Origin of the sequence: Pseudoalteromonas shioyasakiensis, assembly GCA_013391845.1 — a bacterium.
In the GTDB taxonomy this organism is placed as follows: domain Bacteria; phylum Pseudomonadota; class Gammaproteobacteria; order Enterobacterales; family Alteromonadaceae; genus Pseudoalteromonas; species Pseudoalteromonas apostichopi.
This window is the reverse complement of sequence record CP058414.1, coordinates 2,415,890-2,428,811: the sequence shown is the minus strand read 5'-3', so window position 1 is coordinate 2,428,811 and position 12,922 is coordinate 2,415,890. Positions and strand designations below refer to the sequence as shown.

The 12,922-nt window shown below is 40.6% G+C and carries 10 protein-coding genes; 6 read left to right on the top strand and 4 right to left on the bottom strand.

From position 1 onward, the window contains the following. Positions 1-3 precede the first annotated feature (3 nt). The 4 genes from odhB to argA all read left to right on the top strand — a co-directional run bounded on the left by odhB (position 4) and on the right by argA (position 5,255). Positions 4-1,503, top strand: coding sequence for a 2-oxoglutarate dehydrogenase complex dihydrolipoyllysine-residue succinyltransferase (gene odhB, locus HYD28_11115; GenBank protein ID QLE09460.1), 1,500 nt, complete (start codon positions 4-6; stop codon positions 1,501-1,503). 177 nt (positions 1,504-1,680) lie between these two features. Continuing rightward, positions 1,681-2,847, top strand: coding sequence for an ADP-forming succinate--CoA ligase subunit beta (gene sucC, locus HYD28_11110; GenBank protein QLE09459.1), 1,167 nt, complete (start codon positions 1,681-1,683; stop codon positions 2,845-2,847). Further along, entirely contained in the window at positions 2,847-3,719 is an 873-nt protein-coding gene (gene sucD / locus HYD28_11105; GenBank protein ID QLE09458.1) for a succinate--CoA ligase subunit alpha, read from the top strand. The genes sucC and sucD overlap by 1 nt, the downstream gene beginning before the upstream one ends. Positions 3,720-3,914: 195 nt before the next feature. Further along, entirely contained in the window at positions 3,915-5,255 is a 1,341-nt protein-coding gene (gene argA / locus HYD28_11100; protein QLE09457.1) for an amino-acid N-acetyltransferase, read from the top strand. Positions 5,256-5,304: 49 nt separating this feature from the next. Here argA and HYD28_11095 read toward each other — a convergent pair whose 3' ends face one another. After that, positions 5,305-6,375: a DUF3083 family protein gene (locus HYD28_11095; GenBank protein QLE09456.1), complete on the bottom strand. Its 1,071-nt coding sequence runs from the start codon at positions 6,373-6,375 to the stop codon at positions 5,305-5,307. A 228-nt stretch (positions 6,376-6,603) separates the two neighbouring features. Here HYD28_11095 and glnS point away from each other — a divergent pair, with 228 nt between their 5' ends. Then, positions 6,604-8,271, top strand: coding sequence for a glutamine--tRNA ligase (gene glnS / locus HYD28_11090; protein ID QLE09455.1), 1,668 nt, complete (start codon positions 6,604-6,606; stop codon positions 8,269-8,271). A gap of 98 nt (positions 8,272-8,369) precedes the next feature. On the opposite strand, the gene HYD28_11085 is transcribed toward glnS, so the two are convergent. Further along, complete coding sequence (locus HYD28_11085) at positions 8,370-10,772, bottom strand: TonB-dependent receptor (GenBank protein QLE10538.1); 2,403 nt, start codon at positions 10,770-10,772, stop codon at positions 8,370-8,372. Between the two features lie 154 nt (positions 10,773-10,926). On the opposite strand from HYD28_11085, the gene HYD28_11080 reads away from it, so the two are divergent. Next, complete coding sequence (locus HYD28_11080) at positions 10,927-11,454, top strand: YaeQ family protein (GenBank protein ID QLE09454.1); 528 nt, start codon at positions 10,927-10,929, stop codon at positions 11,452-11,454. Here HYD28_11080 and HYD28_11075 read toward each other — a convergent pair. Continuing rightward, a complete protein-coding gene (locus HYD28_11075; protein QLE09453.1) occupies positions 11,451-11,723 on the bottom strand; it encodes a 2Fe-2S ferredoxin-like protein in 273 nt (90 codons plus the stop codon). The two genes, HYD28_11080 and HYD28_11075, sit on opposite strands and share 4 nt — an antisense overlap. Further along, positions 11,723-12,853 carry a ribonucleotide-diphosphate reductase subunit beta gene (gene nrdB / locus HYD28_11070; GenBank protein ID QLE09452.1) on the bottom strand — a complete coding sequence of 377 codons (1,131 nt, stop codon included), beginning with the start codon at positions 12,851-12,853 and terminating at the stop codon, positions 11,723-11,725. The genes HYD28_11075 and nrdB overlap by 1 nt, the downstream gene beginning before the upstream one ends. Positions 12,854-12,922 lie beyond the last annotated feature (69 nt).

The window sequence follows — 12,922 nt, the reverse complement described above, 5'->3', positions numbered from 1 at the left end:
GCAATGAGCACAGAAATTAAAGTTCCTGTACTTCCTGAGTCGGTTGCTGATGCTACTGTTGCAACATGGCACGTAAGTGTTGGCGACAAAGTAAGCCGCGACCAAAACTTAGTAGATATCGAAACAGATAAAGTTGTTTTAGAAGTTGTTGCACCAAATGACGGTGTAATCACTGAAATTTCACAAGAAGAAGGTGCAACAGTACTTGGCGAACAAGTAATTGCATTACTTGGTGATGCAGATGCTGCACCAGCAAGTGACGAATCTGCACCAGCTAAATCAGAAGACGCGCCAGCGGCGCAATCAGCACCAGCATCAGAAGGTAAAGAAGTGGACATTAAAGTACCTGTACTTCCAGAATCAGTCGCAGACGCGACAATTGCTACTTGGCACGTTCAACCAGGTGAAGCGGTAACTCGCGATCAAAACCTTGTTGACATCGAAACTGATAAAGTTGTTCTTGAAGTTGTTGCTCAAGAAGACGGCATCATGGGTGAGCACATTCACGCTGAAGGCGAAACAGTACTTGGTGAGCAAGTAATTGGTAAAGTTAAAGCGGGTGCAGCACCTGCAGCGCCAGCAGCTAAAGCTGAAGAAGCGCCAGCAAGCGAATCAAATGATAGCTCTGACGTATTAACGCCGTCAGTACGTCGTTTAATTGCTGAGAAAGGCCTTGATGCATCAAAAATCAAAGGTTCTGGTAAAAATGGTCGTGTAACAAAAGAAGATGTTGATAAATTCTTAAAAGCACCTGCAGCAGCACCTAAAGCTGCAGCAGCAGCACCAGCAGCACCTATGGGTGATCGTACACAAAAACGTGTTCCTATGACTCGTTTACGTAAAACAATCGCTAATCGTCTTCTTGAAGCGAAAAACTCAACTGCAATGTTAACGACTTTCAACGAAGTTAACATGAAGCCAATCATGGATCTTCGTAAGCAGTACCAAGAAGTATTCGAAAAACGTCACGGTATTCGTTTAGGTTTCATGTCTTTCTATGTTAAAGCCGTAACTGAAGCACTTAAGCGTTTCCCTGAAGTAAATGCGTCTATTGATGGTGATGATATTGTTTATCACAACTACTTCGACATCAGCATCGCGGTTTCTACACCACGTGGTCTTGTTACACCAGTACTTAAAGACTGTGACAAGCTTTCTGTTGCTGAAATCGAAAAAGGTATCCGTGAGCTAGCGCTTAAAGGTCGTGACGGTAAATTATCAATTGATGACATGACTGGTGGTAACTTCACTATCACTAACGGTGGTGTATTCGGTTCATTACTATCTACACCAATCATCAACTTACCACAGTCTTCAATCTTAGGTATGCACAAAATCCAAGAGCGTCCAATGGCTGTAAATGGTAAAGTTGAAATCTTACCAATGATGTACTTGGCGTTATCTTATGATCACCGCCAAATCGATGGTAAAGAATCTGTAGGTTTCTTAGTAACAATTAAAGAGTTACTTGAAGATCCGACTCGTTTACTACTAGATGTTTAATCTGGTTGTATGAAAACTAAGCTGTGAACCTTGTTCACAGCTTTTTTTTTGCGCCTTTGGTCTAACTGGGGTTTTCATGTGGAGCCTTGGGATTTATACTAAGTGCGCAATTTGGGATAGCTGTTTATTTTGCATAAATATTCAGCTCTTTTAGTATAAAAAATTGGATAAAGCATCATGAATTTGCATGAGTATCAGGCAAAACAACTTTTTGCCGAATATGGTTTACCAGTTTCTCAAGGTTTCGCTTGCGATACACCTGAAGAAGCTGCAGCAGCTGCTGAGAAAATCGGCGGTGATATGTGGGTTGTTAAAACACAGGTTCACGCAGGTGGCCGTGGTAAAGCTGGCGGTGTTAAGCTAGTTAAAACAATCGACGAAGTTAAAGAGTTCGCTGCGAACTGGTTAGGTAAAAACTTAGTTACTTACCAAACAGACGAAAATGGTCAGCCAGTAGCTAAAATCCTTGTAGAAAGCTGCACTGACATCGCTAACGAATTATACCTTGGCGCTGTAGTAGATCGTGCTTCTCGTAAAGTTGTTTTCATGGCATCTACTGAAGGTGGTGTTGAAATCGAGCAAGTTGCAGAAGAAACTCCAGAACTAATTCACAAAGCTGAGATCGATCCACTAGTTGGTCCTCAAGCTTACCAAGCTCGTGAGTTAGGCTTCAAACTAGGTTTAAACCCTACTCAAATGAAACAGTTCGTTAAGATCTTCATGGGTCTTGCTAACATGTTCAACGATTTCGATTTCGCTCTATTAGAAATCAACCCTCTAGTAATCACAGACGAAGGTAACCTTCACTGTCTAGACGGTAAAATCGGTGTAGATGGTAACGCGCTTTACCGTCAACCTAAAATCCGTGAAATGCACGATCCTTCACAAGAAGACGCGCGTGAAGCTCACGCTGCAAGCTTCGAGCTTAACTACGTTGCACTAGACGGTAACGTTGGTTGTATGGTTAACGGTGCAGGCCTAGCAATGGGTACTATGGACATCGTAAACCTACACGGTGGCAAGCCAGCTAACTTCCTAGATGTTGGTGGCGGTGCAACTAAAGAGCGTGTATCTGAAGCATTCAAGATCATCTTATCTGACGACAACGTTAAAGCTGTTTTAGTTAACATCTTTGGTGGTATCGTACGTTGTGACATGATCGCAGAAGGTATCATCGGCGCAGTTAAAGAAGTAGGTGTTAACGTTCCTGTAGTAGTACGTTTAGAAGGTACTAACGCTGAACTTGGTCGTGAAGTACTAGCTAGTTCTGACCTTAACATCATCGCTGCTGAATCACTAACAGACGCAGCTGAAAAAGTTGTTGCTGCTGCGGAGGGCAAATAATGTCTGTATTAATCAATAAAGATACAAAAGTTATCTGTCAAGGTTTCACAGGTGGCCAAGGTACTTTCCACTCTGAGCAAGCGCTTGAGTACGGTACACAAATGGTTGGTGGTGTAAGCCCAGGTAAAGGCGGTCAAACGCACCTTGGTCTTCCAGTATTCAACACAGTACGTGACGCTGTTGAAGCAACTGGCGCAACTGCATCAGTTATCTACGTACCAGCACCTTTCTGTAAAGATGCAATCTTAGAAGCTATCGATGCTGGCATCGAGCTAATCGTTTGTATCACTGAAGGTATCCCAACACTAGACATGGTTGACGTTAAAGTTAAGCTTGATGAAACTGGTGTTCGTATGATCGGTCCTAACTGCCCAGGTGTTATCACTCCGGGTGAAACTAAGATCGGTATCATGCCTGGTCACATCCACAAGCCTGGTAAAGTAGGTATCGTATCACGTTCTGGTACTCTTACTTACGAAGCGGTTAAGCAAACTACTGACGCTGGTTTCGGCCAATCAACATGTGTTGGTATCGGTGGTGACCCAATCCCTGGCACTAACTTCATCGACGTTTTAGAAATGTTCGAGAAAGACGAGCAAACTGAAGCTATCGTTATGATCGGTGAAATCGGTGGTACTGCAGAAGAAGAAGCTGCAGAATACATCAAGCACAACGTGACTAAACCAGTTGTTTCTTACATTGCGGGTGTTACTGCACCTGCAGGTAAGCGTATGGGTCACGCTGGTGCAATCATCGCAGGCGGTAAAGGTACTGCTGATGAGAAATTTGCTGCATTAGAAGCTGCTGGCGTAAAAACTGTACGTTCACTAGCTGATATCGGTAATGCACTTAAAGAGAAAACAGGCTGGTAATCAGTTTTAATCTCTTAAAAAAGGCTCGCTTATGCGGGCCTTTTTTGTATCTATCAATTTTTTTAGATCCGACAAGAAAATTCTAATCATAAATTAAGAATAATAATGCTTTATTTGTGAATATAAATTCTCTACACTTGTGGCTTGTATATCTGTTTTTATTAAAACATTCGACTTTAATAAGGTAAATATTACGTGCGTACCACAGAATTGGTAGATGGATTTCGCCAGTCAACCCCATACGTTAATGCTCACCGCGGTAAAACATTCGTTGTAATGCTTGGCGGAGAGGCGATTGATCAGTCTGGTTGTCGCAGCATCATCAACGATGTCGCGCTATTAACCAGTCTTGGTATTAAGATTGTATTAGTATTTGGGGCTCGTCCACAGTTTAATGCGGCACTTGAACAAGTTGGCATAACTAGTCAGTTTCATAATGAGATACGAGTGACTGATAATGCAACTTTTGAAGTCATTAAAAAAGTCGCGGGTGCTATGCAGTTCGATATAACCGCGCGCTTATCAACGTCTTTAAGTAGTACTCCTATGTCAGGTTCTTTTCTAAATGTAGTGAGTGGTAATTTTGTTATTGCTCAACCTTTAGGGGTTGATGAAGGTGTAGACTATCATCATTCAGGTAGAGTAAGACGTGTTGATGTCGCGGGGATTCGCCATCAATTAGATAACAACGGTATTGTATTACTTGGACCAATCGCGGCATCGGTTACCGGTGAAAGCTTTAACTTAACTGCAGAAGAAATTGCAACACAAGTAGCGCTAAAGCTTCGTGCAGATAAAATGCTCGGGTTTTGCCAAGAAGCTGGTATTTTAGATGAAAATGGTGAAGCGATTGCTGAGTTAATGCCAAATGAAGCTGAGCAACTATTAGCAAGTTATCGTAATCAACCAGATGCATGTTTAAGTGCAACGGTTTTCTTACAAGCGGCGATTGGTGCCTGTCGTGGTGGCGTGCATCGTTGTCACTTAGTTAGTTATAAAGAAGACGGCGCGTTACTACAAGAGTTGTTCTCATTAGATGGTATTGGTACACAAATCGCGCCGCAAAGCTCTGAACAATTACGAAGTGCTAGCATCTCTGATATTACCGGTATTATTAATCTTATCAGGCCACTTGAACAGCAGGGGTATTTAGTACGCCGTTCTCGTGAGCAGCTTGAAATTGAAATTGAACAATTTACTGTGATAGAGCGTGATGGGCTTATCATTGCCTGTGCGGCTTTGTATCCGTTTGCAGATGAACAAGTGGGGGAGTTTGCAAGTCTTGCTGTTCATCCTCAGTACCGAGATGCAGACCGTGGCAGTTTTCTGCTGCGGTTTATTATTAATAAAGCCAAACGTGCAGGTTATTCGCATTTATTTGCGTTGACCACCCGTAGTATTCATTGGTTTTTAGAGCAAAACTTTGAACTGGTCACGGTTGATGAATTACCTGAAAAGAAAAAAGCACTTTATAACTACGAGCGTCGTTCTAAGGTGCTACGACTAGACTTAACTAAGCTAAGCAATAATCGATAATTAAAAGGTGACGTGAATACGTCACCTCGATTAATTAAACTAAACTTAGTTAGTATTGATAGTTTATGTGCTGATAAAAACGAACACGTAAATCTTGACGAGTTGGATTAAATGCCAGTTCATCTGTCACTTCATTAATCGCACTCTGTACATGATTCATAAACTTGCCATAACCAATGTCATGTTTGTCTTTGTCTGCTGCTGCTATTACGAAATGCAGTGAATCAACAAGTTGATTTGCATTCCAATATTGTTGTAATTGTACTTGCTCAGAGCTGCAATCAAAGGTTAACTTTTGTAGTTCACTGTTACTTTGTGCGTTATCAATATTACTATTTCGGACAATAGGTCGTGTTCCATTAGCGATAAATGCACCCAGTGTTAATCCGCGTTTATCACAAGCACGTTTAAACGCATCAAAAATGTATTGATAAAACTCGGTGTAATTCTCTTCATTCAACATATGTTGAAATTGAGTTTTGATAGCACGAGTCACAGGAATCGAAAAACCTGCATAAGCTATCTCACTGTGTTCAGTTGGTAAATGACATTGGCGAGATTGAAAGCGAGGATACAAGCTTCGTAATTTATAACCATAGCTTTCTTTGTGACCTTTTGCTTTAGCAAATAAATCATAAGTAAGGTGTTGGTGATCACGAACTTTTAAAGCTGGCTGATTGCTTAATATCTTTTCTTGTAAAGAGTTTATTACTCGCTGCACATTATGATGAAAACTTGCCGCATTAGCGCGAATATCTTCACCAGTCGCCAAGAACAATAAACGAATTTTTTTGCATTTTTGTTCACCATCAGCAAACACATTGTGTGCTTCATGGTATTGAGGGTTATAGAAAAATAAAATTTGTTTCGCGGTTTCTAAACTATACGCCTCATCATGGTAACGAACTACCGGCAGTTTATCGTTAGCGATTAAGTGAACGTTGTGTAATTCATACTCATCACAGAGTGCAAATAACTCCCTTGCAAGACGCTTATAAGCACAGCTAACATTTGTGAACTGGGCAAAAAACTCATCAGTAGGTTTAAATTCAACTAACACATACTGATTTGCACGTGCTGAGCTTGGAATATAGACTCGGTGTTGATTGAGCGAAGCCATCTTTTTTCCTTATTGGTAGTGAAACTAGTGGCACTATATCGTTAGTCAATGATCATTTTATTGCGTTAGAACAATTTTTTTACCGTTTTTGTTGAGTCTGTGAACTATGTATTCAACAATCGACTTAATATCTTCAATAAACATGATTCTACTACTGTATGTTAGGGTTTGTTTTTGTAATAATGCATTAGTTTTGTCACCATGCAATATTCAGAGGATTATGCTCCTATGGCGGAAATTGAGAATCGCCCAAGTAACTTTATTAGAACGCGTATCGATGAAGATCTCGCAAGCGGTAAGCATGCGACTACACACACGCGTTTTCCACCAGAACCAAATGGTTTTTTACACATTGGTCACGCGAAGTCTATTTGTTTGAATTTTGGTATCGCCCAAGATTATCAAGGTCTTTGTAATTTACGTTTTGATGATACGAATCCAGAAAAAGAAGACATCAACTACGTAAACTCAATTAAAGAAGATGTGCAGTGGTTAGGTTTTAAATGGGATGGTGAAATTAAGTATTCATCTAACTATTTCGATGCTTTATATGGTTATGCTGTTGAGCTTATCGAAAAAGGCCTTGCATATGTATGTTTCTTATCTCCTGATCAAGCAAGAGAATACCGTGGTACTTTGAAAGAACCAGGTAAAAACAGTCCTTACCGCGACACGCCAGTTGAAGAAAACCTAGCGCTTTTTGAAAAAATGCGAAATGGCGAATTCAAAGAAGGCGAGTGTGTACTGCGTGCAAAAATCGACATGGCAAGCTCATTTATGGTATTGCGTGATCCGATTTTATACCGTGTACGTTTTGCTCATCACCACCAAACGGGCGACAAATGGTGCATTTATCCAATGTACGACTTCACGCATTGTATTTCCGACGCGCTAGAAGGCATCACACATTCATTATGTACGCTTGAATTCCAAGATAACCGTCGTTTATACGATTGGGTATTAGATAACATCAGCCTTGAGTGTCATCCGCAACAAATCGAGTTTTCACGATTAAATCTTGAATACACCATTATGTCTAAGCGTAAATTAAACGACTTAGTAGTTAATGGTCATGTTGAAGGATGGGACGACCCACGTATGCCAACGATTGCTGGTCTACGTCGTCGTGGTTATACACCTGCCTCAGTACGTGAATTTTGTTCACGCATCGGTGTCACTAAACAAGAAAACATGGTTGAAATGGGCATGTTAGAAGCATGTATCCGTGAAGACCTAAATGAGCATGCACCACGTGCAATGGCTGTTCTTGATCCGGTCAAGGTTGTTATCGAGAACTATGACGCAGATAAAGTAGAAACGTTATCTGTTGCAAATCACCCGAATAAAGAAGAGATGGGTCGCCGTGATGTGCCTTTCACTCGTGAGCTTTATATCGAGCGTGAAGACTTCCGTGAAGAAGCAAACAACAAGTTCAAGCGTTTAGTGCTTGATAAAGAAGTACGTTTACGTGGTGCATATGTAATTAAAGCTGAGCGCGTTGAAAAAGACGAAAATGGCGAAATCACGACTATCTTCTGTTCTTACGATCCTGAAACTCTGGGTAAAAACCCAAGTGATGGCCGTAAGGTTAAAGGTGTAATTCACTGGGTATCAGCAAGTGAATCTATCACAGCTGAAATTCGTTTATACGACCGTTTATTTAACGTACCAAACCCAGCTGCAGCAGAAGACTTTAACGCAACACTTAACCCTGAATCTCTAGTGGTTCTTGAAAATGCTAAAGTTGAGCCATCGCTTGCAAATGCACAAGCAGAGCAGGGCTTCCAGTTTGAGCGTACAGGCTATTTCTGTCGTGATAGCAAAGCAGATTCATTAGTATTCAATCAAACTGTGGGTCTTCGAGATTCATGGGCGAAGATTGAACAGAAAGGCTAAACCCCTTTACTAATTGTTTAAGTTTCTAAGCTTAATAAAAAACCCTTTCACTTTTAAAGTGAAAGGGTTTTTTTATAACTATTAAAAGTTAAATCAGATTAAAAATAGCCACGAATACCTAGGCTGAAGTTACGACCTGGTAGTGGAGCCTTTTCTTTAATAAATGAACTGTGTACGAAGCCTAATTCATCGGTTAAGTTGTCAACATTGATATAAAGTTGTGTATCCACAGGACCTAGGTCAAGTTGGTAGTTAGCTGATGCATCAAACAGGGTATAACCATCTGTTTTTGTCTCGTAAGCAGTAATGTCTGATTGTTCAAAATAATGAGTCCCTGTTAGGCTAAATTTCCAATCAGCAATTGTGTACTGTAATTCAGAGCCTAGTTTATTAGCTGGGATACGAGGTAAATAACCTTCATCATCTGTTAGTTTAGCGGTTGTTGAATCACCAAACACTTTAACCAAGGCACTTGGCGTTACTTGATAGTGTACGTCAAATTCAATGCCGTATAATTTTGCATCTTTACTACTGAACTGATAAACCGCCATTGCATCTTCGTCTGCTTCAGCTGCAGATTCTAAGCCATGCTCTTCATCAAATACCAAACCTGTATTTTGCTGGTAGTAGTAGTTTTCAATGTCGTTATAGAAGAAGTTAACTGTATAACCAAAATCACCAATAAAACGGCGGAAACTTAAATCAAAGTTGGTTGCAGTTTCTTGCTCGATATCCTCTGGCTCAAAATGAATTTCGCTGTCTTCAATATGATAACCTAAGCCAAGCTCGTAGGTACCTGTTGCGATATGAACACCGTTTGACAGTAATTCAGCACTTAGTGGCGCACGCTCAGAACGAGACACACTTAAAGCTACACTTTGGCCTTCTTGATATTGCCAAATTGCACCTGCAGATAAGCTCAGGTTTGTGAAATCTTCACTGTAGTTGATGATTTCAGCTTCTTCGTCATGGTGCTCTTCTTCCTCTTCATGATCGTGATCATGATGATGCTCAGCCATGCTTACAGCAGAGTCGATTTGGTAATCTTCAAGGCGTGCACCTAGCTCAACGGTCACATCACCAAACTGGCGCTCTTCAAGCATAAAAATTGCGTTTGTTTTAGTCACACTTGCAGGTGTAAAAGCTTCTTCACCATCTGCATCGTAGTCAGACTCAGTGTAGTGATAACCTGCCATACCGTGCCAAAGGCCTAACTTGTGCTCAACGGTTGCACGTGCTTCAGTTGTTTTGTTTGTAAACACCGTTCCCACGGCACCATCTTCAATTTCTGCATGTTTATAGTCGGTGTAGCCAACGCGTAGTGAGATATTTTCAATCCAGTTATCATGAAGTGCATAGCTCATGTAACCTTGCCAGCGATCTTGCTCTAGCTGAGCGAAAACAGGTTCTTCATGTTGATCATGCTCGTCTTCATGTTCATCTTGTTCGTCATGCGCATGATGATGGTGTGAATGAGCAGGAATACCATAATCAGTTTCGATACGACCATAAGAAACACCCAGTGTTAGGTGGTCGCCAACATAACTTGTACCAAAGTTAACAGTTTGGCTATCGATAAAGGTGTTTTCAACACTGTTAGCTGTTTCGTGTTCTTCATGATCTTCACCTTCATGTTCGTCATGCTCTTCAGGAAGCTCGAACGTTGGTGTTTTGTAGTCATGACCTTTACGCTTAGTACCATCAAAATGGAAGTTAAAACCATCGTTACCGGTTTCAAGTTTTGCAGCATAAGTGTTGGTATTTGATACCGTATCGTGAGTGTATTGTGCAGCACCTGTTAAAGTATCAATGTTATCCGTTGGAATACGGTTATCAACTACGTTGACCACACCACCAATTGCGCCAGAGCCATAAAGTAGGGTAGCAGGGCCGCGAAGTACTTCGATTTGCTCAGCTGCTAAGCTGTCGTTCGATGTTGCGTGATCTGGACCAATTCGTGATGCATCGCTGCTATCAAGACCATTTTGGGTGATTTTTACACGCGGACCATCTAAACCACGAATAATTGGGCTAGAAGATACAGGGCCAAAATAGCTTGCATTAACACCGGGTAAACCTTTTAGTGTTTCGCCTAAAGTCGGTTTAGCCTTGTCTTTTAGTTCATCGCCCGCTAATACATTAACTGGCGAAATCATCTCAAGACTATTCTTATGAAGTGCTGATGCATAAACAACAACCGTTTCAACGGAAGTAGGTGTAAGTGTAACGACTAGGTTTTGATCGTCACCATTAATAGCAATGCGTTTATCGATGAAATTATTTTTACTGATGTGTAGTTGACCTTGGTTGTCTACATCAATTTTAAACTGACCTTGTTTGTCAGTAACAACGCTTTGAGATTTACCGTGTACGTGTATTTCAGCATTGCTGATAGGTTGTTGGTTTTTATCTAATACTTGACCTGTGATCACAGCAGCCATTGTGGATTGAGAAAACAGCGCAGCGGCAACAGCACTAGAAAGAATTGAAACTTGTTTCATCATTACTACTTCTAAGTTTGTTGTTAAGTGTTGCGTTATAATATAACACTGCAATTTTTCAATCGCAATAACGTTATACTATAACTTTCCATTAAGTCGCGATTTTAACACCATACACTATACTTAGGCTGTTACTTTTGGATGGCTAAATCTTATGTCTGATAAAAATAGAGTTTTTAAAGCGAATTTTACAATTGCTGATTTAAGAGAGCACCGCAATCACAAAGAGGTGTTTACTACTGCTTGTGACCGTCGTGAAAGCTATCAACACTTTGTTCTTAAGCTTTTAAGTTATTGCTTATTTTCACACAACGAAACAGCGATGCTGAATGCAAAGTTCAGTCATGGCGAACCGGATGTGTCAATAAAAGCATTAGATGAGCATTATCAAACATGGCTTGCTGTTGACCAACCGGATATTTTACAACTCAATAAAATAGCTAAAAGAGTTGACGAGCTTTGGGTTGTAACAACATTAAACAACAATTGGTTACAAGAAAATGAACATCAGTTGGAGCTGATCAGTAATGGTCATTTAATTGCGTTTGATGATAACTTCATTGAGCAGTTGGCGAGTCATTTAACTAAAAATCTACAGTGGAATGTTACAATTGATCAGCAAATGGTGAGTGTCTCTGATAAAGAAAATTTCTACCAAACTAGCGAGCTTGTATGGCATTAAAGCTCAAGTTTTACTTTTCCATTGGGTTTACTACAACATAGTAATACTTCACCTGCCCGCACAAACGCGAGTGGCTCTTGATTATAACTCACATCACCTTCGACTAATTTAGCACGGCATGCGCCACAATAGCCTTCACGGCATTGGTAGGGGACATCAATTTTGTGTTGTTCTAGGCATTCAAGGAGAGATGAACAGCCAGAATCGAATTCAAGACTCTGGCTGTCTGTTCCTGCAAGGATAACCTCTGCAGTTGTGTTTGAGCTCATTACAGGTCGAAGTCACCAAAGTCAGATGCATCAACTTGAGAGTCAATTTGACCTACAAGGTAAGAGCTAATTTCAGCTTCTTGTGGGGCAACTTGAACATTGTCAGATACTAACCAAGAGTTGATCCACGGAATAGGGTTACTCTTACTTTCGAACTGTGCTGGTAGGCCTACTGCAGTCATACGGGCATTAGTGATGTATTCAACGTATTGACATAAGATATCTTTGTTCAGACCAATCATTGAACCATCTTTGAAAAGATACTCAGCCCAATCTTTTTCTTGCTCAGCTGCTTCAACAAACATCTGAATCGCTTCTTCGCGACATTGTGCGGCAACGATGGCCATTTCTGGATCGTCTTTACCTTCTTGCATAATGTTTAAGATGTGTTGTGTTCCAGAAAGGTGTAGAGCTTCATCACGTGCAATTAGCTTGATAATTTTCGCATTACCTTCCATTAATTCACGCTCTGCGAATGCAAATGAACAGGCAAAGCTAACATAGAAACGGATAGCTTCTAGAATATTCACCGACATCATAGCAAGATAAAGTTGCTTTTTAAGGTCAAATAAACTGACTTTAACTTCTTCACCGTTGATTACATGTTTTCCTTCACCGTAAAGGTTGTAAACAGAAATCATGTTGATTAAATCGTCGTAATATTTAGTTACGGCATCAGCACGCTCGCTGATTTTCTCGTTGCTTACGATATCATCAAAGATAAGCTCAGGAGATTGCGTCACGTTACGAATAATGTGTGTGTATGAACGGCTGTGAATCGTTTCACTAAACGCCCATGTTTCAATCCACGTTTCTAACTCAGGAATAGACACAATTGGTAGTAACGCAACGTTAGGTGAACGACCTTGCACACTATCAAGTAAAGTTTGATATTTTAAGTTACTTAAAAAGATGTGCTTTTCGTGATCTGGTAACGCTTGGAAGTCAAGACGGTCTTTACTTACATCAACCTCTTCAGGACGCCAAAAGAACGAAAGTTGCTTTTCGATTAGCTTTTCGAAGATAGGGTACTTTTGTTGGTCGTAACGTGACACGTTTACCGTTTGGCCGAAAAACATCGGTTCTTGTAATTGGTTATTATGATTTCGGCTAAAAGTTGTATAAGACATAGTGATTTCTCAAAAAACAGTCAGGACAAAGCGGGCTAATGAGCCCGCTTTTGTTATGTTATTAATTTA